Here is a 24,045-nt window from a genome sequence, read left to right as displayed (position 1 = left end):
CAAAGCCGCTGGCACGGCCGGGTCGATCGCGCCGATCCCGAGGGCTGCGCCTGGCCGGGCTGCAGCGCCGTGGGCGAATTTCGCGCACCGCGCTCCAATCGCGTGCCCGGCGATGTCGGCGGCTGGCAATATCTGTGCCTCGATCATGTCCGCGCCTTCAACGCCGGATACAATTACTTCGACGGGCTTTCGCCGGATGAAATCCATGCCGCGCAATCGCCGCTGGCCGGGTGGGAACAGGAAATGGTGCGCGGCGGCCGCATGGCGTTCACCTTCGGCGATCCGCACGATCTGTTCAAAAACAGTGCCAGTCCTGCGGCACAAGCGCCACAACGCTGGGCGGCAAGGGGCGATGCGCAGGCGCTTGGGCTGCTGGGGCTTGACCGCACGGCCACGGCAGTGGACATCCGGCGGGCCTATCGTGCCCTGGTGCGGCGCTATCACCCTGACAGCAATGGGGGGGATCGCAGCCACGAAGGGAAGTTGCAAGCGGTGGTGGGCGCCTTTACGCACCTGAAGGCAGCGCGTGATTACCAGATGGAGTCGAACAAGACGTGAGCGAGCATAGCGAAACGCCCCCGGTGGCGATGGACGCCCCCGACATCACGGTGGACGCGCGGGAAATCTTCGGTGTCGATGTCGACATGAAGGTGCCAGCGTTCAGCATCGCCGATGAACGTGTGCCCGATCTCGATCCGGCCTATGTGTTCGATCCAGACACCACGCTGGCGATCCTGGCCGGCTTTGCCTTCAATCGGCGTGTGATGATCCAGGGCTTTCACGGCACCGGCAAATCCAGCCATATCGAACAGGTGGCGGCGCGGTTGAACTGGCCGTGCATCCGCATCAACCTCGATAGCCATATCAGCCGCATCGATCTGATCGGCAAGGATGCGATCGTGCTGCGCAACGGCGCGCAGGTGACGGAATTCCGCGAAGGCCTGCTGCCGTGGGCGCTGCAGACGCCGACCGCGCTGGTGTTCGACGAATATGATGCCGGGCGCCCGGATGTGATGTTCGTCATTCAGCGTGTGCTGGAAGTGGAAGGCAAGCTGACCCTGCTCGATCAGAACCGCGTGATCCGCCCCAGCCCATGGTTCCGGCTGTTCGCCACCGCCAACACCGTGGGCCTGGGCGACACCACCGGCCTGTATCATGGCACCCAGCAGATCAACCAGGGCCAGATGGACCGCTGGAGCATCGTCACCACGCTGAATTACCTGCCCCATCACACCGAAAGCGCCATTGTTGTCGCCAAGGTGCCGACCTTCGACAATGATGCCGGCCGCAAGACGGTGGCCAACATGGTGCGCGTGGCCGACATGACCCGCGCCGGCTTCATGGCGGGCGACATCTCCACGGTGATGAGCCCGCGCACGGTGATCACCTGGGCCCAGAACGCCCAGATCTTCGGCGCGGTCGGCTTTGCCTTCCGCCTGTCGTTCCTCAACAAGTGCGACGAAGCCGAACGCAGCATTGTGGCGGAATATTATCAGCGGGTGTTTGGCGAGGATCTTCCCGAGAGCGTGGCGGTGAAGAGCAAGCGGTAAGGGCTCGGCAAGGCGGGAGCGGCTTGCCGAAACCGCCTTGATGGACTAAGTGGACTAATCAAGGAGCCCGCCATGCCCTCCGCGCCGGTAAATGTCCACGACGCCAAGACGCAGTTCTCGCGGCTGCTCGATCGCGCCAATGCCGGCGAGGAGATCGTGATCGCCAAGGCCGGCAAGCCTTATGCAAGGCTGGTGCCTTTGGCGCCTGAAGCTGAGAAGCCAATCCGGCGCAAGCCTGGCGGATGGCCGACAACTGGCCCGATTCCCGATTCGGTGTGGTTCGATCCGATGCCGGAAGAAGAACTGGCGTTGTGGGAAGGCAAACCCGGCGATCTGGTCTGATCGGTGGCGCGCCTGCTGCTTGATACCCATGCCGCGCTTTGGTGGTGGGCGGGTTTTCCGGACCTCAGCCATAATGCCAGTGATGCCATAGAAACTGCATCCTCCGTTTCTGTGAGTGCCATTTCCGCCCTGGAGATCGCGATCAAATATCGGATTGGCAAGCTCGACATGATTGGCGACCCGTCCGTGCACTGGCGGCGTTTGATGGATCTGCACGATTTCAACCAGATTCCGGTGACAGCTGAACTTGCAATCGATGCGGGTCTGCTGCCCGGCGTTCATCGTGACCCATTTGACCGGATCATCGCCGCACAGGCGCTGGCAGAAAACATGGTGCTTGTAACCTGCGACGCCGTCTTCCCCAGCTTCGGCTGCCGCGTGCTCTGGTGACTGAGGGCAACAGCCAATGACCACCCATCACCTCGCCCAGATCAACATCGCGCGGCTGATTGCACCCAGGGGCGATCCGCGCGTCCAGCCGTTTTTCGATGCGCTCGATGCAATCAATGCCATCGCCGATGCCAGCCCCGGCTTCGTCTGGCGCCTGGCCGACGACAGCGGCAATGCCACCGCCATCAATCCCAGCCCGGATGATCGCCTGCTGATCAACATCTCGATGTGGCAATCGGCCGATGCGCTGTTCGGCTTTGTCTATCGCAGCGCGCATGCCGGGCTGATCGGACAGCGCCGCGACTGGTTCGAACGCTTCGATGGTGCGTTTCAGGCGCTGTGGTGGGTGCCGGCCGGTCAGCGCCCGACGGTGGCCGATGGCCTCGGCCGGTTGTGGCTGCTCGATCATCATGGCCCCAGCGCATCGGCCTTCGGTTTCAAGTCAATATTTCCGCCGCCGGCGTGAACAGCCCGCATATCGGCTGGACTTGATGCCTTGTGCCATGCCACAATTTTCACAATCGCCACGGGTTGCATGCCCCACAAGAATGGCATTTGGAATGAACAGCTTCGATACCCTGCCAACCGATATCATCGCCGCGGCCGCCGCATGAGCATCCGCCCCGCCCGCATGGAAGATGCCGCAGCGCTGGCCGCCATCTATGCCCCGGCCGTGCTGCACGGCACCGCCAGTTTCGAGATTGATGCGCCGTCTGCCGCCGATATGGCGACGCGCTTGATGCAGGTGAATTCGCACGGCTGGCCGTGGCTGGTGCATGTCACCATGGGCCAGGTCGATGGCTATGCCTATGCCAGCCAGTTTCGTGACCGGGCCGCCTATCGTTTCTGCGGCGAATGCAGCGTGTATGTGGCACCCGATGCGCAGCGCACCGGCATTGGTCAGGCGCTGTTGATGGCGGTGGTGTCGGCGGCGCGCAGTGCGGGTTTCCGGCAACTGGTGGCGGTGATCGGCGATTCCGGCAACGAAAGCTCCATCGGCCTGCACGCCGCCTGTGGTTTCGAACGGGCCGGCGTGCTGAAACAGGTTGGCGAAAAATTCGGCCGTCCGCTCGATGTCGTGATGATGCAGCGGCGCCTGATTTGATCGGGCCGTGCCGGGGCATGGAATTTATGCGTTCACGGCCTAGGCCAGCACATGCGCCGGGCCGTTTTGCAGGCGCAGTTGCCGGCCGACGAGGGCAAAACCCAGCATCAGCAGCAGCCAGGTCGCCGGCTCCGGCACTGGTTCAGTGTCAGACGCGCTGAAACTGACGGGGATCAACCGGCTGTTGTACGATCGGCTCTCGTGGATGCTGCCGACCAGCCCTGCCAAGGTAGGCACCAGATCGGAAAACATATGCTTCGGCCAGATGGCGTTGGCATCGGTGCGGAAATCGAACGACTGGTTGTTGGCAGCGTAATTGTTGGTGCCGTTGGGCTGACGCAGTCCAACCTGCCATTGAGCGCCAAACGGGGTGACGAACATATTGTCCACCATCACGCTGTCGGAACAGCCATAGCAGCTGACGCCGTGCACGTAGGTCGTGGCGGCATAGTTGCCCGCAAAGGTCAGCCGGGTTCCGCTGTTGTTGCTGGGCGTGAAGGATACAAAGGCCTGCATGATGCCCGCGGCATAATTGTTGAGGATATAGATGTCGGATTGCAGGGCAGCGCCAGGGGTGGTCCACAACTGGATGCAATCCGGATGGGCACCGTTGAAAGGATCAAAGCGGGTACAGCGATTTTCGGAAATGATCATCCGCTGGCTGCTCCACATCTGAATGCCATCGGATCGGCTGGCGACGAACTGATTGCCGGTAATCAGCGAATCCTGGCTCTCGCGGACATTGATGCCATCGCGATTGTTGGTGAATTCATTGTTGCGCACCGTGACGAAGCTGGATCCGGAAACGAAAAGTCCCCCACCCGTAACGTTGGCATTGCCCACCACCGTAGCGCCGGCAAAGCTGACCTGGCTGCTGTTATTGATGCGGATGGTGTACCAATCGCGCGTGTCCGTATCGGTGCGGCCCCAGGTGCCGCCATTGAAAGCAATGTTGTGGACATTCGTCAGGTTCATGCCTTCCAGCAGCGTGGCACTGCTGGCATCGACCCGGACACCGCCGAAATCCCGGTTGCTGATCCGCAAGGTGCTGCTGAACATGCCTTCCAGCCGCAGCGTGTCGCCAGCGTTCAAACGTGCCAGCGCGCTGTTGATCGTGGTCGGGGTCATCACCACGGTCTTGCCCGCCATGGCCGGTGCGGCGGCCCACAGGCCCCAGATGGCCAGCAGACGCACAGCAAGACGCCCCGAAAAGTGGCCTGAAAAGAACATGGCGATTTCTCCCTGGCAGGCCAGCGGGGTCGCCGACACATCCAGGGTGGGTAACGACAGCTCCGAAATGGGCCTGCGCGGCTATGGGCAAGACTTTCTCCAGATTGGAGGTAATCGCGCGGCTTGCGCATCGCGCGCCGCCGCGCGAGAGGCAGTGGCATGACCATTCAGCATCTGTTCGCGACGCCCTTGTGGCAGGGCATGATTGATGATGCTGCGTTGCTGGCCGATCTGGCAGGCAGCGTGCGCATGCTGGCGCAGGACGATGCGGCCGGGCGGCGCTGGTGCCGGGATCACCGCTATCGCGGCTATACCAGCTATGCCTCGTTGAACGATCTGCCGGTGCGTGATCCGGCCTTTGGGGCGCTGGCGCGGCTGTTGGTGCGCCAGGCGACGGATTTTGCTGCGGCGGCGCATCTCGATCTGGCTGGGAAGCGCCCGCGGCTGGACAGCTTGTGGGTCAATATCCTGAAACCCGGCGGCGGCCACAGCGGCCATATCCATCCGCACAGCATCATTTCGGGCACGCTCTATCTGGAGGTGCCCGACGGTGCCGGCGCCATCCGTTTCGAAGATCCGCGGCTGCCGATGCTGATGCACGCGCCGCCGCGCCGCCGCGACGCGCCGCGCGAAGCGACGACCTTCGTCGCGGTTGCACCGGTGCCGGGTATGCTGCTGCTGTGGGAAAGCTGGCTGCGCCACGAAGTGCTGCCCAGCGCCGCCAAAGCCGACCGCTTGTCGGTAAGCTTCAACTTTTCCTGAGCGTGGCCCAGAAGCAAGTGTCCGGGCCTCCGTGTGGAGACCGGGCCTCTTGCCGAACCCTGTTGCTCAGCGGTTGCCTTGCCGCTTCAGAAAGCCCGGCACGTCATCATCGGTGCCGGCCGCCGGCGCGGGCGGCGGCGCCAGCGTGGCGGGCGGTTCCGGGGCGCGGCGCGTGCGCGACACGCCCATCATGCGTTCGAACAGGGTGAGCGGCCGCTCTTCGATGACCGGCTCTGGTGCGGGTACCGGCGCTGCCGCCGGGCCGGCGGGGCCCGCCACCGGCACCTGCGGCGTGAAACGGAAGCTGGGCGGTGCCGCGGTCTCGGCGCGCTCGGCACCGGCCAGATCGATGGCATCATCCACTTCATCGCTGGCTTCGGCCTGTTCGGCCAGGTCGAGCGCCGGCTGTGCGGCCTCGGCGTTGTCTGCAATCACCTCGCCCTGCGGTGTCAGGTCGATCGCCGGTGCGGGCACTGGCTCGGCTGCGGGCGCAGGCTCCGTGATCGGGGCCGGTGTGGAGAAGATGCTGGGCTGTGACAGGAAGGCGCTGGCGGCGGCCTTCTTGGCGGGCACGGTGATCGGCATCGGTTTGGCGGCAGCATCGATGCCGGTGGCAACCACCGACACGCGCATCACGCCATCCAGATCGGGATTGAAGGCGCTGCCCACCATGATGTTGGCGTCGCCGTCCACCATGTCGCGGATATAGCTGGCGGCTTCGTCCACCTCCATCAGCTTCAGATCGTCGCCGCCGGTGATGTTGATGATCACGCCCTTGGCGCCGCGCATGGACACTTCATCCAGCAACGGGTTGGCGATGGCCTTTTGCGCCGCCTCGATGGCACGGCCTTCGCCGCTGGCTTCGCCGGTGCCCATCATCGCCTTGCCCATTTCGGACATGACGGTGCGGATGTCGGCGAAATCCAGGTTGATCAGGCCGGGCATCATCATCAGATCGGTGATGCCGCGCACGCCCTGGTGCAGCACCTGATCGGCCATCACAAAGGCTTCCTTGAACCCGGTGTTGGCATTGGCGATCAGGAACAGATTCTGGTTCGGGATGATGATCAGCGTATCGACATGCTTCTGCAGCTCGATGATGCCTTCTTCGGCGGCGCGCATGCGGCGGCTGCCTTCAAAGCTGAACGGCTTGGTGACGACGCCGACGGTAAGGATGCCCTTTTCGCGGGCGGCGCGCGCGACCACCGGGGCTGCCCCGGTGCCGGTGCCGCCGCCCATGCCGGCCGCGATGAAGCACATGTGCGCACCGTCCAGCGCGCTTTCCAGTTGATCGAGCGTCTCTTCGGCCGAGGCCCGGCCAATTTCGGGCCGGGCGCCGGCGCCCAGGCCTTGCGTGATCTTCATGCCCAGCTGGATGCGGGTCGCGGCCGGGCTCAGCGCCAGTTGCTGGGCATCGGTATTGGCGACGATGAACTCAACCCCGGTCAGATCGGCGGCGATCATGTTGGCCACGGCATTGCAGCCCGCCCCGCCAACACCGACAACGGCGATGCGTGGCTTGAGTTCGGTCAATTCCACCCGTGCGAATTCCAGCATCTCGTGTCTCCCATACGCGTTTACATACTAGATGATGTGCGAATCGGGGGGAAGCCGCTTCATAGACTTCCCCACAGTTTTTCAATGACGCCCGACAAGCCCCGACGCGGTTCGTTCGACTGGCCGGCAACCTGCTGATGCCAGATGTCGCCACTGTCGCTGGCGGCAAACAAGACCAGACCGGCCAGCGTTGCGAACGCCGGGCCTTCCTGCGCTTGCGGCAGGCCGACCAGCCCGCGCGGCCGGCCGATGCGGACATTGCAGCCCAGATAGGTTCCGGCATAATCGGCGATCGATCGCAGATCCGCGCCGCCGCCGGTCAGCACGATGCGCCGCGCCTGCGGGCCGACAAAGCCCAAAGTCCCAAGTGCGCGGGCAATCTCGCCGAACAGCATGTCGAGCCGGGTACGGATCACGCTGACCAAGGCGGCACGCGGCACCTTCACCGGTTCGCCGCTGCCGTCTTCGTTGCCCTGCGGGATTATCACCGCGTCATTCTGGTCGCGGGTGGTGGCGACCGCCGCGCCATCGAAGGTCTTCAGCCGTTCGGCGCCGCTGCGGCGGGTGGCGAAGGCGGCAGCGATATCCTCGGTGATGTCGACACTGCCCATCGGGATGGTCGCCACGCCCACGGCGATGCCGAACTTGTGCACGGCGATGCTGGTAATGCCGGCGCCGATCTCGATCAGCGCCACGCCGATGTCGCGTTCCTCGGCATCGAGCACGGCCAGGCTGGCGGCCAGCGGGCTGGCAACCAGTGCCGAGACCCCCAGATGCGCCTGGCCCACGGCGCGGCCATAGTTCAGGATCGCCGGCGTATCGGCGGTCACCACATGGATATCCATGCCCAGCCGATCGGCGTGCAGGCCCAGCGGGCTTTCCACCCCGACCAGCCCGTCCATCGTGTAGAGCGCCGGCATTGCATGCACCACGGTGCGGCCCTTGGGATCGATGGCGGCGCGCCCGGCCTGGCGCAACGTCACCATGTCGGTGGGCGTGATGTTGGCACCGGCAATATCGATTTCGGCGCTGGCCATGATGCTGGCCATGTTGCCGGCCGCAAAGCCGCCGACCACGCTGTTCATCTGGATGCCGGCGGCGCGTTCGGCCTGGTCCATGGCGCCACGGATCGCCATTTCGGCCTTTTCATAATCGGTCACCGCGCCGCGCTTCAGCCCGCTGCACGGCTTCTGGCCGCTGCCGATCACGCGCGGCTCTCCATCACCGCCGATCAGCGCGATCAACGCCGAGACTTTCGAGGTGCCGACATCGAGCACCGCCACCGGCCGTTCAGGCTGGCTGCGGCTGAGCGGAGGCAGGGGAAGGCGGGGCGGATTGCGTGAAGGGGTTTTGGGGGCCATGATCGTCTTTCGTCAGATTTCGCGGGCTTGCGCGGCGGCGCGGCGCGCCTTTTCCGCGTCGGCCAGCGTCTGCGCCACGGCCGGGCCAGCCACGATCATGCGGCCCGGCAGCCGCAGATCGAACCGGGTGAAACCGCCACCGATCAGCCGCACCGGGCCCTTGCCATCCAGCCGGGCAAAGGCGCTGAGCGCCGCCTTGGCCAGCGCCGGCCGATCAGGCAGCGCCAGCACTTCGCCACTTTTGAAGTGGAAATCCCAGCGCCGGCCACCGACCAGCGTAACGGCGGTCACATCGCGGCCCAACGGCGTGGCCGCCAACAGCGCCAGCGCCTCGCGCACCCGGCCATTGGCGTTCGGCCCGATCAGGATCGGCAGGTCGTTCCAGCGTTCCAGCCGCTCCCGGGTCAGCACACGGCCTGAAAGATCGATGGCGGCCAGTTTCTGGTTGAGCTGCCACAGCGCCACCGGCTTGCGCTCGGTCACTTCGATCACCAGCGTGTCGGGCAGGCGGCGCTGCACGCTGGCGTCGGCCACCCATGGCAGCTTCTTCAACCGTGTGCGCACCGCATCGAGATCGGTGGCCAGCATGGCATTGGTCGGGCCGTTCAGCACGGCGGCATAGATGGCCAGCCGATCCTGTTCGCGCGCGCCGATCAATTCGACATGCCGCACGTCCCAGCCGCGCGCTGCCGTCCATTGCACAAATCCGGTCCACAAAAGCTGCGGCACGCCGACCGCGATCATCACGGCGGCCGCAATCGCCAGCACCACGCCCAGCGCGATGCCGGCCTGGCGCTTGCCAAAGGCCGGCGCGGCGGTGGCGGCGCGGGTGGGCCGCGCCTGCGCCGATTTCGGCACGCGTGCGCCGCGTTTCAGGGTGGCCGCCGTCATGTCCGGTCTCCCGTCTCTGCAAGTGCCAGATCGATCAGCGTCTGCACCAATTGCTCATACGGCATCCCGATGAACCGCGCCTGTTCCGGCACCAGGCTGAGCGGCGTCATGCCCGGTTGGGTGTTGACCTCCAACAGGTAGAGGCCGGCGAGGCCCTGATCCGGGTCCCAACGGAAATCGCTGCGGCTGGTACCCTTGCAACCGAGCAGGCGGTGCGCGGCCAGCGCATGCGCCAGGCAGGCTTGCGTGATTTCCGCCGGAAGTTGGGCGGGGCATTCATGCACGGTCAGGCCGTCGGTATATTTGGCATCATAATCATAGAAACCCGACACCGGTTTAAGCTCTGTCACCGCCAGGGCGCGTGTCCCGATCACCGCGACGGTCAATTCCTTGCCGGCAATGAACGGCTCGGCGAGCAGGGTGGGAAACTCCGCCCACGGCCCCGGCACATCGCGGCGAATCGGGTTGCCGTGGTTGCTGCTGTCGGTGACGATGGCGACGCCAACCGACGATCCTTCATTGACCGGCTTCAGCACATAGGGGCGTGGCAGCGGATCGGCGTCGAACAGGCTCTCGCTGCTGACAATCACGCCCCTGGGCATCGGGATGCCGGCCGGCACCAGCACCAGCTTGGTCAGTTCCTTGTCGATCGCAATCGCCGACGTGGTGACGCCCGAGTGCGTATAGGGCAGGCCGAGCAGATCGAGCAGGCCTTGTACCGTGCCGTCTTCACCGGGCGTGCCGTGCAGCGCGTTGAACACGACATCGGGGGCGGCTTCGGTCAGGCGCTGGGCGACATCGCGGCCCATGTCGATCTCGACCACGTCATGGCCCAGATTGCGGCAGGCCTGCGCAATGCCGCGGCCGGAGGTGAGCGACACCTCGCGCTCGGCGGACCAGCCGCCCATCAGGACTGCGACCTTCATGGCGTGGCTCCTTGCTGGACGTTCCTCACCCCCAGCCCCTTCCCTTCAGGGGAGGGGCTGGGGGTGGGGAATGACGAAACTGCAGCAACCCGCCCCACCCGCTGGATCTCCCACTCCAACGCCACGCCCTGCGTGCGCAACACGTGCGCGCGCACCAGTTCGCCCAGCGCTTCGATATCCGCGGCGGTCGCACGGTGGCTGTTGATCAGGAAATTGCTGTGTTTCTCGCTCACTTCCGCGCCGCCAACACGCAAGCCGCGGCAGCCGGCGTTGTGCACCAGTTCCCAGGCCTTGTGGCCGTGCGGATTCTTGAAGGTCGATCCACCGGTGCGGGTGCGCAGCGGTTGGCTGGCTTCGCGGGCGGCAGCGATGCGGTCCATCTCGGTCTGGATGACGGCGCGCTCGCCAGGCCGGCCACGCAGCCGTGCTGAAATCACGATCTCGCCGTCAGCCAGGTTGGAGTGGCGATAGCTGTAGGCCAGATCGCTGGCGCTGCGGGTTTCGATAGTGCCGGCGCGCGTCACCACGCTCGCTTCTACCAGCACATCGGCGACCTCGCGACCGTAAGCCCCGCCATTCATCCGCACGAAGCCGCCCACCGTGCCGGGAATGCCGCGCAGAAACTCCAGCCCCGCCAACCCGGCATCGCGCGCCGCGCTGCTCACCGCAATGCCGCTGGCGCCGCCGCCGCAGATCATCGTGTCGCCGTCCGCACTCACCTTGCCGAAGGCCTTGCCCAACCGCACGACCACGCCGGCCACGCCGCCGTCCCGCACGATCAGATTGCTGCCCAGTCCGAGCGCGAGGACGGGCGTCTCGGCGGGCAGGGCGCGCAGGAAATCGCAAAGGTCATCGGCGTCGGCCGGCTCGAACAGCCAGTCCGCCGGCCCGCCGGCCTTGAACCACAGCAGCGGGGCGAGGGGGGCGTTGGTGGTGAGTTTGCCGCGGGGGGTGTTCATGACGCCCACCCCTCACCCCGCTCGGCTGCGCCGAGTCGCCCTCTCCCGCAAGGGGAGAGGGAAGCAAGGCACGCCCGCACGTCACCTCTCCCCTTGTGGGAGAGGTCGGACTCGCGAAGCGAGCCGGGAGAGGGGTACGCCCTCCGCCGCAAATGCACCGAAAGCATCACCCGCCCCGCGCCTTCGCCACCGCATCCGCCAGCCCGGCCGCCCACTTGGTGATATCGCCCGCGCCCAGGCAGATCACCTGGTCGCCGGGCTGCACCACGCCGGCCAGCACCGTCGCCAGCTCGTCCGCGCCGGAAACCACCGCTGCCGAAGGATGCCCGGCCGCCACCAGCCCGGCCGCCAAGGCTGCCGCGTCCACACCCTCGATCGGCGCTTCGCCCGCGGCATAGACCGGCGCCACGAACACCATGTCGGCATCGTTGAAGCCGGAGCAGAAATCCGCCATCAGATCGCGCAGCCGCGTGAAGCGGTGCGGCTGGACCACGGCGATCACCCGGCTGCCGGCACTTTCGCGCGCGGCCGCCAGCACGGCGCGGATCTCCACCGGGTGGTGACCATAATCGTCGATGATCGCGGCGCCGTTCACCTCACCCACCTTGGTGAAGCGCCGCTTGACGCCGCCGAAGCGCGCCAGGCCGGCGCGCAGGCCATCATCATCCACGCCCAGTTCCAGCGCCACGGCAATTGCCGCCAGCGCGTTCTGCACATTGTGCCGGCCCGGCATCGGCAGCAGCAGATCATCGATGCGACGCTGGGTGTCGGTGGCGCCGACCCGCGTGCGCACCAGCACCGCAAAGCGATTGCCGCCCGGCACCGGTGTCACCTCCAGGCCGCGCACATCGGCAGTGGCGGCAAAACCATAGGTGATGATGCGCCGATCCGACACGCGCGGGATCAGCGCCTGCACTTCGGGGTGATCGATGCACAGGATGCCGGCGCCATAGAAGGGCACGGCGTTGACGAACTGGCGAAAGCCTTCGCGCACCTTTTCGAAATCGCCCCAGTGATCGAGATGTTCGGGATCGATGTTGGTGACGATGCCAAACGTGCCGGTCAGCCGCAGGAAACTGCCGTCGCTCTCGTCCGCCTCCACCACCATCCAGTCCGACGTGCCGAGCCGGGCGTTGGAACCGATGGTGTTGATGATGCCGCCATTGATCACCGTCGGATCGAGCCCGCCGGCATCAAGCAGTGTGGCGACCATCGATGTCGTCGTGGTCTTGCCATGTGTGCCGGCCACGGCGACGCAGCTTTTCAGGCGCATCAGTTCGGCGAGCATTTCGGCGCGGCGCACCACTGGAATGCGCCGGCTGCGTGCTGCCACCACTTCGACATTGTCGGGCTTGATGGCCGTGGAAATCACCAGCACGGCGGCATTGGCGACATTCTCCGCCGATTGGCCAATGAACACGGTGATGCCCTTCTGGCGCAGGCCATCGACGACATAGGATTCCGCCGAGTCCGAGCCCTGCACGGCAAAGCCCAGATTGGCCATCACCTCGGCAATGCCCGACATGCCGATGCCGCCGATGCCAACAAAGTGGATGACACCGATATCGGTGCGGAAACCGGGCCGCAGGCGCAGGGCGCCGGGTTCGGGGGAAACAACGGGGCTCATGCGATCAATCCAGTGGCGATGACAAGGTTGGCCAGCCGCCGCGCAGCCTCCGGATGCCCGGCGGCGCGCGCGGCGGCGGCGGCGGTTTCCAGCCCCTGCCGGTCGGCAAGCCACAGCGTCAAGGCCTGCGCCAAGCGTTCTGCGGTGAACTCGCTTTGCCGGATCATTTGCGCCGCGCCGGCCGCGACCAGCGCGGCGGCATTGTCGGCCTGATGATCATCAGTGGCGATGGGCAGCGGTACCAGGATGGATGGCCGGCCCATCACCGCCAGCTCCGCCACTGTGGAGGCACCGCTGCGCGCGATGACGATATGGCTGGCGGCCATTTCGGCGGGCAGATCAGGGAAATAGGCGGCGATGCGCGGGGCGATGCCGGCGGCGGCATAGGCGGCGAGCATCGCGTCGCGGTCTTCATCACGGCCCTGATGCGTCACATCCAAACCCGCCCGCAGCGGTTCGGGCAGCAGCGCCAGCGCGGCCGGCACGATGCGGTTCAGGATCGCCGCGCCTTGGCTGCCGCCGGTGACCAGCAATTTCAGCCGGGGCGCGTCGGCATCAAACGGTACCTCGCGGGCAGCCAGCACTTCGGGGCGGACAGGGTTTCCGGTGAAATGCGCGCGGCGTTGCCAGCTGTCTTCCATGCGCCGGATGCGCGGAAAGCTGGTGGCGATGGCGCGCACCCGCGGCGCCAGATAACGGTTGGTGCGGCCCAGCACGGCGTTCTGTTCATGGATCAGGCAGGGCAGATACAGCGACAGGCCCGCCAGCAAGCCGGGCAGGGCGGGATAGCCGCCGAACCCGACCACGGCGCGTGGCCGCATCTGCTTGAACAACGCACGCGCCGTGCTGCGGCCCTTCCAGATGCTCAGCGCCACGGATGGCAGCGATTTCCAGCCACTGCGGCCTGTCGATGCGGCATCGACCTTGGTGATCGCCACGCCCGGAAACAGGCCGGGAAAGCGCAGGCCGCGCTCGTCGGTCACCAGATGCACATGATGGCCGCGCGCCATCAGTTCCAGCGCCAGGCAATGCGCCGGCACCATATGGCCACCGGTGCCACCGGCGCACAGCACATAGGTGCCGCCGGGTGCGGGGGCCTGCTGGCGCGGCCGCGAGTCGTAGCGATCCTCTGTCATGTCGTGCGCAGGCCGCCGGCTTGCGCCCACGGCCGGGCTTTCAGGAAGGGATTGTTGCGGGTGAGCGCCAGCAGCAGCCCGGCGCCGACGCACGTCGCCAGATAGGAGGAGCCGCCGTGGCTGATGAACGGCAGCGTCATGCCCTTGGATGGCAACAGCGCCAGATTGACCATCATGTTGATCGCTGCCTGGAATCCGAACTGGGTCGCAAGGCCGGTGGTGGCGAGGAACACGAACGGATCATCTTCGTCCATCGCCACCAGCAGCGCGCGCACCACCAGGCCCATGAACAGGCCGGCCAGCATGAAGCAGGCGATGAGGCCGAATTCCTCGCCGATCACGCTGAAGATATAGTCGGTCTGCGCTTCGGGCAGGCGGAACTTCATCCGGCCCTCGCCCGGCCCGGTGCCCAGCCAGCCCCCGGCGCGGAAACAATCCAGCGCCTTGTCGATCTGGAAGGTGTCGCCCACGCCGAAAATCCATTTGTCGATGCGCGCGGCGAAGTGATCGAGGGTGAAATAGGCGCTGACCAACCCAGCCGCGCCGAGCGCAACGCCGGTGCCGACCAGTTGCAGCGACAGCCCGGCGAGCATCGCCTGCACCAGCCACACCGCCGAAATCAGCGCCGATTGGCCGACATCCGGCTGCGCGATCAGGCACACCAGCGCCACGCCCAATATGCCGGCGCTGATCTGCAAGGTGGGCAGGCTGCGATCGGCGACGCGCAAGGATAGCAGCCATGCGGTGGCGATCACGAAGCAGGGCTTGAAGAATTCCGAAGGCTGGAACTGGAAGAAGGGCAGCTGGATCCAGCGCGCCGCGCCATTGGTGCCGCCGCCGATGAACGGCACCAGCAGCAGCCCGATCAGCATCGCGCCCGTGCCGAACACCGCGATGCGTTTCAGCAAGCGCACATCCAGCATCGAGGTCGCCACCATCAACGGCAGGCCGAGCGCCACCCAGCCCAATTGCCGATACAGGAAATAGAGATCATCGAGGCGATAATTCTTGCCCGACAATTTGCGCGCCGCCGCCGGAGAGGCCGCCGCCACCGCGACAATGCCGATGGCCATCAGCGCGAAGATCAGGATCAGCAGTGTCTTGTCGATCGTCCAGAACCAGCGGCCAAAGCTGGACCGGTCGCCGCGCGAAAGGGCGGTGGCAGACATTGCTCGGTTCTGGGGGCGGCTGGCCATGGCGGGGCTCCTCACAACTGGCTGACCAACGCCCGGAACGCGTCGCCCCGGTGTTCGAAATCGCGATATTGGTCAAAACTGGCCGCGGCCGGGCTGAACAGCACGACATCGCCGGGCCGGGCTGTTGCCAGCACGGCGGCGACGGCGGCCTCCAGCGTGCCGGCCATCGTGGTGGGCACCTGCGCACCGATCTGCGGCGCGAACAGTGGCGCGGCTTCCCCGATCAGCCAGGCATGGGCAACGTTTTGCAGGTGGGGCAGGATCGCCGACAGATCGGCCTGGCCGCCGGCATCGAGCTTGGGCCGGCCGCCAGCGATCCAGTGGATGCGGGGGTAAGCGGTCAAGGCCGGCGCCGTGCTGTCCGGATTGGTCGCCTTGCTGTCGTTCACCCATAGCAGCCCGCGCTTTTCGCCGACCGGCTCCATGCGGTGGGCAAGCGCGGCATAGCTGGCGAGGCCTTCGGCGATCGCGCCGTCAGCAATCCCCAGCGCGCGCGCCGCCGCCGTCGCAGCCTGCGCATTCAGCACATTGTGCGGGCCTTGCAGGCCGGGCCAGTTGGCAGCATTGCCGGGCAGCGGTACATCCTCGATGATGATCGGCGCAGCGGCGCTCATCTGCCACTGCGCCTGCGCCGCGCGACCGATGATGGCCGTTCCACCCGTCTGCATCCTGAACAGCCGCGCCTTGGCGGCGGCATAGCCGGCCATGCTGCCATGGCGTTCGAGATGGTCGGGCGTCAGATTGGTGCAGATCGCCACAGCGCAGGCCAGGCTGTGGGTGATGTCGAGCTGATAGGAGGAGAGTTCCAGCACCCATACGCCGCCCGCCGGCAACGGCGCCTGCGCCAGGATCGGCAGACCGATATTGCCCCCCATCGCCGCCGGGATTCCGGCCGTGGTGCACAGATGGTGAAGCAGCGCGGTCGTCGTTGATTTGCCGTTGGTGCCGGTGATGCCGACGATCCTTGTGGGCGGCAGGCTGGGCAGGGCGCGCGCGAACAGCTCGATATCGCCCAGCACGGGCACGCCATGGCGCGCAGCGGCGGCAAAGATCGGCGCGCTGTGCGGCACGCCCGGCGACACCACGATGCCGGCAAAGCCCGCCAGATCGATGCTGTTCAGATCGGCAATGTCAGCTGCCACATGCTGGCGCGCCGCTGCATTGTCATCCCAGGCGGTGACGTTCCCGCCCGATGCCGCCAATGCGGCCACGGTCGCGCGGCCGGAACGCGCCAATCCCAGCACGCCCCAGCGTTGGCCGGCAAAGGCAGGCGAGGTGATCACCGCAGCTTCAACGTGGCAAGGCCGATCAGTGCCAGCAGGATCGCAACGATCCAGAACCGGATGACCACCGTGGCTTCCTTCCAGCCCTTCTTCTCGTAATGGTGATGCAGGGGCGCCATGCGAAACACGCGCTTGCCGGTCAGCTTGAAACTGCCGACCTGGATGATCACCGACAGCGTCTCCAGCACGAACAGCCCGCCGATCACCAGCAGCACCAGTTCGTGATTGGTCACCACCGCAATCGTGCCGAGCGCGCCGCCCAGCGCCAGGCTGCCAGTGTCGCCCATGAACACCATGGCCGGCGGCGCATTGAACCACAGAAAGCCCAGGCAGGCGCCGATCAACGCCGCGCAGAACACCGCCAGCTCGCCCGATCCCGGCACATGATGGATGCCAAGATATTCCGAAAAGCGGATATTGCCGACCAGATAGGCGATGATGGCAAAGGCGGCGGTCGCGATCACCACCGGCATCGTCGCCAGCCCATCGAGGCCGTCGGTCAGGTTCACCGCATTGCCGAACCCGGTGATGATGAAGGCCGCAAAGACGATGTAGAACAGGCCGAGATAAAGGCCGAAATCCTTGAAGAACGGCAGATAGAGCGTGAAGCCGGTGCGGCTGGCGATGAACGATACCGCAAGACCGGCAATCAGGAATTCCAGCCCCAGCCGCACCTTGCCCGATACGCCCTTGTGGCTCTGTTTGGTCACCTTGTCATAATCGTCCATGAAGCCGATCGCGCCAAAGCCCAGCGTGACCAGCAGCGCCGTCCACACAAAGCCATTGCCCATGTCCATCCACAACAGTGACGAGACGGTCAGCGCGATCAGGATCAGCAGGCCGCCCATCGTCGGGGTGCCGCGCTTGGTAAGCAGATGCCATTCCGGCCCATCCTCGCGGATCGGCTGGCCCTTGCCCTGACGGCTGCGCAGCATATCGATGAAGCGCGGGCCCAGAAGCAGGGCAATCGCCAGCGCCGTCACCAGCGCCGCAATGGTGCGGAACGTGATGTAGCGGAACAGGTTGAAGATGCCGTCATAGCCAGCGAAATCGGCCATCAGCTTGATCATGCGGGGCTCTCCTCGGCCAGCGCGGCGACAATCCGGCCCAGCCCGACACTGTTCGATCCCTTGACCAGCAGCACATCATCCGCGGCTAACACACCCTGTAACTCCGCCTGCGCGGCGTCGGCCGAGCCGACGTGGCGCACATCGAGCTGCCGGCCAAGCGCCTTGGCCAGCGGTTGCATTTCGGGGCCGACCAGCACGGCCACCGCTACGCCGGCCTCGATCAGGTGTGGGGCGATGCCGGCGTGGAATTCGGCGGACAGCGCACCCAGTTCCTTCATCGCGCCCAGCAGGGCCAGCCGCCGGCCGTGGCGGGCCGGCGCGATGGCGCCCAGCACCGCGAGGCTGGCGGCCATGCTGGCGGGATTGGCATTATAGGCTTCGTCGATCACCACCGCCTGGCCCGCGCCTGCTGGCACGCGCAGCCGCCGGCCGCGCCCGGCCAGATCGTTGAACTCGGCCAGTGCCAGCCCGGCCAGCGCCAGATCGCCGCCGGCCGCCTGCACCGCCGCCAGCACGGCGAGCGCATTGTTCACCCAATGCTTGCCGGCGAGGCCGATGCGGAAGGTCAGCCGATCCGAACCGATGCGCGCCGTGACGCAACTGCAATCGGGGTGCAGCTTCACCTGCTCCGCCCACACGTCGGCGCCTGCGTTCTGGCCAAAGCGCACGATGCGGGCACCCGCGTCGCGCGCGCCGGCCGCCAAAATGTCGGCGTGGATATTGTCGTGCGGGATGATGGCGGTGCCGCCGGCGGGCAGGCCGGCAAAGATTTCCGCCTTGGCACGCGCGATGTCGGATTCCTGGGCAAAAAATTCGCGGTGGGCGCTGGCCACCCAGGTGACGACCGCGATATGCGGCTGCACCAGGGCAGTAAGCGCCGTCAGTTCGCCGGCATGGTTCATGCCCATTTCGAACACGCCAAAGCGGCTGGCGGCGGGCATGCGCGCCAGGCTCAAGGGCACGCCGGTATGGTTGTTGTAGCTTTTGACGCTGGCATGCACCGCGCCCGGCGCAAACCGGTCGAGCGTAGCCTTCAGCGCTTCCTTCACGCCGGTTTTGCCGACACTGCCGGTCACGCCGATGCGGGTGGCGCCGCTGCGATCGCGGGCTGCGGCGCCGAGCGTGTTCAGGGCCGCCATCGTGTCCGGCACCAGCACATGCGGGGCGGCCGTCGGCTCGCTGACCAGCAAGCCCGTCGCGCCGCGCGCCAGCGCGCCGTCGATGAAACGGTGGCCATCGGTGGCCTCACCCTGCAAGGCGATGAACAGGTCACCGGCGGTCACTTCGCGGCTGTCGAAGGTGACGCCATCCACGGCAAAATCGCCGCGCGCCACGCCGCCGGTGGCAGCGGCGATCTCGGGGGCGGTCCACAGGCTCATGCCGCGCACGCCCGCGCTACGGCCACATCGTCGAACGGCAGCACTTGCGTGCCGACGATCTGGCCCTGTTCATGGCCCTTGCCGGCGATCAGCACAACGTCGCCGGTCGCGGCTGCGGCCATGGCGGCCGCAATCGCCTCGCGCCGGCCCGGCACTTCGCGCGCACCCGGAGCCCCTGCCAATACGGCCGCGCGGATTGCGGCCGGGTCTTCGCTGCGGGGATTGTCGTCGGTGATGATCACCACATCGGCGTGGGCAGCGGCAGCTTCGCCCATCAACGGCCGCTTGCCGGCATCGCGATCGCCGCCGGCGCCGATGACGATGACCAGTTTGCCTGCCACATGCGGGCGCAGCGCCGTGCAGGCCGCGACAATGGCATCGGGCGTGTGGGCATAATCGACATAGACCGCCGCGCCGCCGCGCGTGATCACCGCCCGTTCCAGCCGGCCGCGCACGCCGGTCAGGCGCGCCAGATTGGCAAGCGTGCTGCGTTCGTCGCCGCCACAAGCGATCACCAGCCCGGCGGCGACCAGCGCATTGGCGGCCTGATAGGCGCCGATCAAAGGCAGGGCGATGCGGTGCGTGCCGGCAGCGCCCGTCACCACCAGATCCTGGCCCAGACTGGTCGGGTCACGCTGCACCAGTTGCAGATCGGTGCCCGCAGTGCCCACGGTGAACAGCCGCAAGCCGCGCGCGCGGGCCGCGGCGATCATCTGCGCCGACCAGTCGCCATCATCGGCCCAGATCACCGCGCAGCCGCCGGCATCGACGACATCACTGAACAATCGCGCCTTGGCCGCGAAATAGGCGGCCATCGTGCCGTGATAGTCCAGATGATCGCGGCTGAGGTTGGTGAAGGCGGCGGCCGCCACCGGCAGCCCTTCGATGCGATGTTGGTCAAGGCCGTGGCTCGATGCTTCGAAGGCGGCATGGCTGATGCCCTCGCGCGCCAGACCGGCCATGGTGGCCAGGAACGTCACCACATCGGGCGTCGTCAGCCCGCCGGTGCTGTCGCGCGGGGCGATCTGATCGTGGCCGGTGGTGACGCCCAACGTGCCGATGCTGGCGGCGCGCTGCCCGGCGACATGCCACAATTGCCGGGTCAATTCGGCCGTGCTGGTCTTGCCGTTGGTGCCGGTGATCGCCACCGTCGTCGCCGGGAATGGCGCGAAATATCGCGCTGCCAGACGGGCAAAGGCTGCGCGCGGATTGGCATCGGCAACGTGCAGCGCACCGGCCACCACTGCCTGCGGCCGGGCCACGACAGCGATCGCTCCGGCCGCAATGGCGGCGGCCACATAATCCTCGCCATTCACGCGCGCGCCGGCAAAGGCGCCAAAGATCGTGCCCGGCGCCACCTTGCGATGATCCAGCGCAAAGCCGGTGACGGGCCCATCGCCGCCACCGGGCACCAGATCTTCAAGGCGGATCGCGTGCGCCATCTATTCCTTCACCTCGGCTTTGGCTGGCAGCAGCCCGGTCAGATCGAGATCGCGGTTGGCATCGGGCGCCACATTCAGCGCCGGGGCAATGCGTTCGATGATGCGGCGCACGGCCGGGGCCACCACCATGCCGGCGGTGCGGAACCCGGCGCTGGCCTTGCTGCCGCGCGGATCGTCGATCATCGCCACCACCACATAACGCGGCGCATCCATCGGAAAGGCGGCGGCAAAATTCACCACATTCTGGCCGTGCACATAACGGCCATTCTCGATCTTCTCGGCGGTGCCGGTTTTTCCGCCCACGCGGTAACCGGGCGCGTCGGCGCGGCGGCCGGTGCCGCTGGTCACCACCAGCCGCAGCAGCCGGCGGATTTCGGCGCTGGTCTTTTCCGAAAACACCCGGCGGCTGGGTGCCACGGTGACGGCATCGCGGCGCAGCAGGGTCGGCGGATGATAGATGCCACCGTTGACCAGCGTGGCATAGCCGGCGGCCAGGTGCAGTGGCGTCACGGTCAGGCCGTGGCCGTAACTGATCGTCATGGTGGCGCTCTGCCCCCAATTGGACAGCGGCGGGAACTGTGGCCGGGCCTTTTCCTTCACTTCGATCTCGACCGGTTTCAGGAACCCCAATTTGTCGAGATATTCGCGCTGGCGGGTCCGGCCCATTTCGATGGCGATGCGCGCCGTGCCGATGTTGCTGCTGTGGATGAAGATTTCCGGAACGGTCAGCCAACGGTTCTTGGCGTGATCATCCTTGATGCGAAAGCCTGCAACATGCAGCGGCTGGGTGGCGTCATAGCGCTTCTGCAGGTTGGTCAGGCTGCCGCTCTCCAGCGCCGAAGCGATGGTGAAGGCCTTGAAGGTCGATCCCAGTTCATAACCGCCCAGCGTCACCCGGTTGAAGCGCGAGCCGTCGTCATTTTCCTTGGTATAGGCGGTGCCGTCGGCGCGCTGGCCCGGCACATTCGGGTTGAAATCCGGCAGCGACACCATCGCCAGCACTTCGCCGGTTGCGACGTCCAGCACCACGCCGGCGGCGCCCTTGGCATTCTGATCGGTGACCAGGGCGGCCAGCTCATTCTGCATCGCCTGTTGCACCCGCACATCCAGCGACAGCGCCAACGGCGCGGCGCGCGCCACCGGATCGGCGAGCCGCGCATCGAAGGCGCGCTCCACGCCGATCAAGCCGTGGCCCTGCTCGCTGGTATAGCCCAGCATCTGCGCGGCCAGATTGTAGTTCGGGTACAGACGCTGCGCCTCGCGCGCCACTTCGATGGCGGGATCGCCCAGATTGTTGATGCGCTGCGCCTGGCTGGGCAGCACGCGGTGCGCCAGATAACGCAGCGTCTGCCGGCTGGTCAGCACGTCCAATATCTCGTCGCGGCTTTGTTCGGGCAGGATTTCCGCCAGTTTGCCGGCCAGCAATTCCGGATCGGAGGTCAACCGCGCCGGCATCACGGTGATGGCATAGGCTTCGAAGGTGCGCGCCAGTTCGATGCCGTTGCGATCGACGATGTCACCGCGCGGTGGCGCAGCCGTCACCGCCACGGTCTCGCCCGCCGTCTGGCCCTGCAACACCGCCAGATCAACCAGCCGCACCAGCACGAACAGCGCCAGCACCGGAAAGAGCATGATCAGGAAGGCCAGCCGCTGCCGCGCCTGCGCCCGCGCCGTCACCCGCTCGCCCGCGACCGCCGCAGGGGCAGCGGCTGCAGCCAGTTTCGGATCGAGGCCGGGAATGCTGGCCATCAGCGGGCGCCGCCTTGCTGTTCCGGGGCGGGGATGACCGGGGCGGCAACGGCGGCCGATGGCGCCGGGGCGGCCGTCGGGAAGCTGGCGTTGATCACGCGCGCACCAACCGCAGCCGGCGGGTTCGGCTGAGGTGCAGCGCCGGGCAGGCCCGTTGGCGGGGTGATGGCATATTGCAGCGCCGGGCTGGGCGTTTTGACCTCACCGGGCTCCGCCGCAAAGCTGGCGAGCTGTACCGGGGAGCGCAGGATCTGCCCGCCTTGCGGCGCCGACAGTTGAAACACATTGTCGTTCCAGCGTTGCAATTCCGGCATGCCGGTGCGGGTGCGCAATTCGGCTTCCAGCTCGCGGATGCGCACGGTGTTTTCCACCAGTTCGATGTTCAACTTCGTGACGGCGCGGCGCTCGGCGGCAGCCTTGGTGGTGATGATCTGGGCGCCGGCCACCACGGCGGTCGTCGCCGCGATCCAGGCCAGGGCGGAAAGATACTGCCTCATGCCATTTCTCCTGCCGAAGTAGCAGCAGCCCACGCCGGGGCGTCTGTTGCCCATGCGGGGGCGTCGCTGCGCACCGCGCTGCGCAAGGTCGCGCTGCGCGCGCGCGGGTTGCGGGCGATTTCGGCGGCGGACGCGCGCACCGCCTTGGCCGGCCGCGCAAAGCTGGGCGGCGCACCCGGCATGGCGAGCGGCTGGTGCCGCGACCCGGCCGGTGCGCCGCCGCTACGGTCACGCAGGAAATTCTTCACCCGCCGGTCTTCGGCGCTGTGGAACGACACCACCGCCAGCCGCCCCCCGGGCCGCAGCAGCCGCTCGGCCGCCACCAGCCCGGCATCGAGTTGGCCGAGTTCGTCGTTCACATGGATGCGCAGCGCCTGGAAACTGCGGGTGGCCGGATCCCTGCCCGGCTCTCCCCGGCCGAGGACGCGGCGGATCAGCCCGGCCAACTCGCTGGTGCGCGTGAACGGGCGATCGGCGACAATCGCCCGCGCAATGCGGCGCGACGCGCGCTCATCGCCCAGATGGAACAGGATGTCGGCGATTTCGGCCTCGTCGGCACTGTTGATGAAATCGGCGGCGCTCATGCCGGTCTGGCTCATCCGCATGTCGAGCGGGCCATCGGACTGAAAGGAAAAGCCGCGCGCCGCTGTGTCAATCTGCATCGACGACACGCCGATATCGAAAGCGATGGCATCCACCGCCGTCACGCCGCGTTCGGCCAAGCCTGCCACCAGCTCGGCAAACGGCCGCTGGATCAAGGTCACATCATCGGTCGCCGCCAGATCGGCATTGAGGGCAATGGCATCGGGATCGCGATCGAAGCCATAGGCATGGGCGATGCCAAAGCCGCGCGCCGCGCGCAGATAACCGCCGGCCCCCAGCGTCGCATCGACATAGCGATCGCCCGGCCGCAGATCGAGCGCGGCCAGCACTTCGGCCAGCAGCACCGGCACATGCGGGGAGTCAGGGGCGCTCATGGCGTTTGCCGTTCTGGCGGCCGTTCCAGCGGCAGCCCGCGGGCTTCCAGCTCACCTTCCACCATGAAGCGCTGGCCATCAACCAGCAGCGGGTGGGCCATGAACGTCCACGGATCCCACAATTCAAAATATTCATAGCCGCCGACGAACAGCACGTGGCTGCCGATGCCGCCGGCGCGCTTCAGCCCGGCGGGCAGCACGACGCGGCCGGCATCATCGATGCTCAGATTCTGCGTGGAGCCGAACAGGAACGCGCGCTCGGCATGTGCCTCCGGGCTGATCGACGCGCCGTGCCGCGCATCGAAATCGCTCTTCAGCTTGGCGGAATGCGACTCGTCATAGGCCATGAGGCAGCGGCGCCCGGCGTGGCCCGGCCCCAGCACGACCTGACGGCTGGCAGTGCGGGCGGTGATGACATCACGAAAGGCAGCCGGGATCGACAGGCGGCTCTTTACGTCCACCGCGTTCACAAAATAGCCCGTGTAGGACGTGTTGCTCACCCAGATCCCCTGTCGGGATTGGGGTGCCTGCTGCCGCTGCCGCCGCCACTGTGGCGTTCATTCGGCAAATATCGGCCACAAACCGCCCCATCCCACTGTGGATAAGCGGTCTATCA

The 24,045-nt window shown here is 66.6% G+C and carries 24 protein-coding genes; 7 read left to right on the top strand and 17 right to left on the bottom strand.

Translation table 11 applies throughout. The annotated features are described in order from the left end of the window. Positions 1-69: 69 nt before the first annotated feature. The 6 genes from AC6UUM_RS15065 to AC6UUM_RS15040 all read left to right on the top strand — a co-directional run bounded on the left by AC6UUM_RS15065 (position 70) and on the right by AC6UUM_RS15040 (position 3,387). Positions 70-558, top strand: a complete 489-nt coding sequence (locus tag AC6UUM_RS15065; protein WP_500803062.1) for a J domain-containing protein — start codon at positions 70-72, stop codon at positions 556-558. A 29-nt stretch (positions 559-587) separates the two neighbouring features. Continuing rightward, positions 588-1,550, top strand: a complete 963-nt coding sequence (gene cobS / locus AC6UUM_RS15060) for a cobaltochelatase subunit CobS (RefSeq protein WP_500804990.1) — start codon at positions 588-590, stop codon at positions 1,548-1,550. Between the two features lie 72 nt (positions 1,551-1,622). Then, the gene (locus AC6UUM_RS15055; RefSeq protein WP_500803061.1) at positions 1,623-1,892 is read left to right on the top strand and encodes a type II toxin-antitoxin system Phd/YefM family antitoxin; all 270 of its coding nucleotides are present in this window, start codon (positions 1,623-1,625) and stop codon (positions 1,890-1,892) included. A 3-nt stretch (positions 1,893-1,895) separates the two neighbouring features. Then, the gene (locus tag AC6UUM_RS15050) at positions 1,896-2,282 is read left to right on the top strand and encodes a type II toxin-antitoxin system VapC family toxin (RefSeq protein WP_500803060.1); all 387 of its coding nucleotides are present in this window, start codon (positions 1,896-1,898) and stop codon (positions 2,280-2,282) included. Positions 2,283-2,298: 16 nt separating this feature from the next. Beyond that, on the top strand, positions 2,299-2,748 hold the full coding sequence (locus AC6UUM_RS15045; protein ID WP_500803059.1) for a DUF3291 domain-containing protein: 450 nt from the start codon (positions 2,299-2,301) through the stop codon (positions 2,746-2,748). Between the two features lie 144 nt (positions 2,749-2,892). Continuing rightward, complete coding sequence (locus AC6UUM_RS15040; protein WP_500803058.1) at positions 2,893-3,387, top strand: GNAT family N-acetyltransferase; 495 nt, start codon at positions 2,893-2,895, stop codon at positions 3,385-3,387. Between the two features lie 39 nt (positions 3,388-3,426). On the opposite strand, the gene AC6UUM_RS15035 is transcribed toward AC6UUM_RS15040, so the two are convergent. Continuing rightward, positions 3,427-4,581 (bottom strand): right-handed parallel beta-helix repeat-containing protein, encoded by a 1,155-nt coding sequence (locus AC6UUM_RS15035; RefSeq protein WP_500803057.1) that lies wholly within the window; start codon positions 4,579-4,581, stop codon positions 3,427-3,429. A gap of 195 nt (positions 4,582-4,776) precedes the next feature. Here AC6UUM_RS15035 and AC6UUM_RS15030 point away from each other — a divergent pair, with 195 nt between their 5' ends. After that, positions 4,777-5,379 (top strand): TIGR02466 family protein, encoded by a 603-nt coding sequence (locus AC6UUM_RS15030; RefSeq protein WP_500803056.1) that lies wholly within the window; start codon positions 4,777-4,779, stop codon positions 5,377-5,379. Positions 5,380-5,445: 66 nt separating this feature from the next. On the opposite strand, the gene ftsZ is transcribed toward AC6UUM_RS15030, so the two are convergent. The 16 genes from ftsZ to AC6UUM_RS14950 all read right to left on the bottom strand — a co-directional run bounded on the left by ftsZ (position 5,446) and on the right by AC6UUM_RS14950 (position 23,929). Next, positions 5,446-6,936, bottom strand: a complete 1,491-nt coding sequence (gene ftsZ, locus AC6UUM_RS15025) for a cell division protein FtsZ (RefSeq protein WP_500803055.1) — start codon at positions 6,934-6,936, stop codon at positions 5,446-5,448. Between the two features lie 59 nt (positions 6,937-6,995). Next, positions 6,996-8,219 (bottom strand): cell division protein FtsA, encoded by a 1,224-nt coding sequence (ftsA, locus tag AC6UUM_RS15020; RefSeq protein WP_500803054.1) that lies wholly within the window; start codon positions 8,217-8,219, stop codon positions 6,996-6,998. Between the two features lie 90 nt (positions 8,220-8,309). Continuing rightward, positions 8,310-9,188: a cell division protein FtsQ/DivIB gene (locus AC6UUM_RS15015; RefSeq protein ID WP_500803053.1), complete on the bottom strand. Its 879-nt coding sequence runs from the start codon at positions 9,186-9,188 to the stop codon at positions 8,310-8,312. Continuing rightward, positions 9,185-10,114 carry a D-alanine--D-alanine ligase gene (locus tag AC6UUM_RS15010; protein WP_500803052.1) on the bottom strand — a complete coding sequence of 310 codons (930 nt, stop codon included), beginning with the start codon at positions 10,112-10,114 and terminating at the stop codon, positions 9,185-9,187. Before AC6UUM_RS15010 ends, AC6UUM_RS15015 begins: the two co-directional genes overlap by 4 nt. Then, positions 10,111-11,073 (bottom strand): UDP-N-acetylmuramate dehydrogenase, encoded by a 963-nt coding sequence (murB, locus tag AC6UUM_RS15005; RefSeq protein ID WP_500803051.1) that lies wholly within the window; start codon positions 11,071-11,073, stop codon positions 10,111-10,113. Before murB ends, AC6UUM_RS15010 begins: the two co-directional genes overlap by 4 nt. Positions 11,074-11,239: 166 nt before the next feature. Further along, the gene (gene murC / locus AC6UUM_RS15000) at positions 11,240-12,700 is read right to left on the bottom strand and encodes a UDP-N-acetylmuramate--L-alanine ligase (RefSeq protein WP_500803050.1); all 1,461 of its coding nucleotides are present in this window, start codon (positions 12,698-12,700) and stop codon (positions 11,240-11,242) included. Then, on the bottom strand, positions 12,697-13,836 hold the full coding sequence (gene murG, locus AC6UUM_RS14995) for an undecaprenyldiphospho-muramoylpentapeptide beta-N-acetylglucosaminyltransferase (protein ID WP_500803049.1): 1,140 nt from the start codon (positions 13,834-13,836) through the stop codon (positions 12,697-12,699). The genes murC and murG overlap by 4 nt, the downstream gene beginning before the upstream one ends. Next, positions 13,833-15,032: an FtsW/RodA/SpoVE family cell cycle protein gene (locus AC6UUM_RS14990; protein ID WP_500803048.1), complete on the bottom strand. Its 1,200-nt coding sequence runs from the start codon at positions 15,030-15,032 to the stop codon at positions 13,833-13,835. The genes murG and AC6UUM_RS14990 overlap by 4 nt, the downstream gene beginning before the upstream one ends. 11 nt (positions 15,033-15,043) lie before the next feature. Beyond that, positions 15,044-16,315: a UDP-N-acetylmuramoyl-L-alanine--D-glutamate ligase gene (gene murD / locus AC6UUM_RS14985; protein WP_500803047.1), complete on the bottom strand. Its 1,272-nt coding sequence runs from the start codon at positions 16,313-16,315 to the stop codon at positions 15,044-15,046. Next, positions 16,312-17,385 (bottom strand): phospho-N-acetylmuramoyl-pentapeptide-transferase, encoded by a 1,074-nt coding sequence (gene mraY, locus AC6UUM_RS14980; RefSeq protein WP_500803046.1) that lies wholly within the window; start codon positions 17,383-17,385, stop codon positions 16,312-16,314. The genes murD and mraY overlap by 4 nt, the downstream gene beginning before the upstream one ends. Beyond that, positions 17,382-18,764 (bottom strand): UDP-N-acetylmuramoyl-tripeptide--D-alanyl-D-alanine ligase, encoded by a 1,383-nt coding sequence (locus tag AC6UUM_RS14975; RefSeq protein WP_500803045.1) that lies wholly within the window; start codon positions 18,762-18,764, stop codon positions 17,382-17,384. The genes mraY and AC6UUM_RS14975 overlap by 4 nt, the downstream gene beginning before the upstream one ends. Continuing rightward, positions 18,761-20,206 carry a UDP-N-acetylmuramoyl-L-alanyl-D-glutamate--2,6-diaminopimelate ligase gene (locus AC6UUM_RS14970; protein ID WP_500803044.1) on the bottom strand — a complete coding sequence of 482 codons (1,446 nt, stop codon included), beginning with the start codon at positions 20,204-20,206 and terminating at the stop codon, positions 18,761-18,763. The genes AC6UUM_RS14975 and AC6UUM_RS14970 overlap by 4 nt, the downstream gene beginning before the upstream one ends. Next, positions 20,207-21,955 carry a peptidoglycan D,D-transpeptidase FtsI family protein gene (locus AC6UUM_RS14965; RefSeq protein WP_500803043.1) on the bottom strand — a complete coding sequence of 583 codons (1,749 nt, stop codon included), beginning with the start codon at positions 21,953-21,955 and terminating at the stop codon, positions 20,207-20,209. It lies immediately after the preceding gene. Next, positions 21,955-22,452: a hypothetical protein gene (locus AC6UUM_RS14960; protein WP_500803042.1), complete on the bottom strand. Its 498-nt coding sequence runs from the start codon at positions 22,450-22,452 to the stop codon at positions 21,955-21,957. Before AC6UUM_RS14960 ends, AC6UUM_RS14965 begins: the two co-directional genes overlap by 1 nt. Then, on the bottom strand, positions 22,449-23,429 hold the full coding sequence (rsmH, locus tag AC6UUM_RS14955; protein WP_500803041.1) for a 16S rRNA (cytosine(1402)-N(4))-methyltransferase RsmH: 981 nt from the start codon (positions 23,427-23,429) through the stop codon (positions 22,449-22,451). The genes AC6UUM_RS14960 and rsmH overlap by 4 nt, the downstream gene beginning before the upstream one ends. Further along, entirely contained in the window at positions 23,426-23,929 is a 504-nt protein-coding gene (locus AC6UUM_RS14950; RefSeq protein WP_500803040.1) for a division/cell wall cluster transcriptional repressor MraZ, read from the bottom strand. Before AC6UUM_RS14950 ends, rsmH begins: the two co-directional genes overlap by 4 nt. Between the last annotated feature and the right edge of the window lie 116 nt (positions 23,930-24,045).

This window comes from Sandarakinorhabdus sp. (assembly GCF_987265915.1).
Note: the sequence above shows the minus strand (reverse complement) of the source record. Positions and strands in the feature narration are given on the sequence as shown.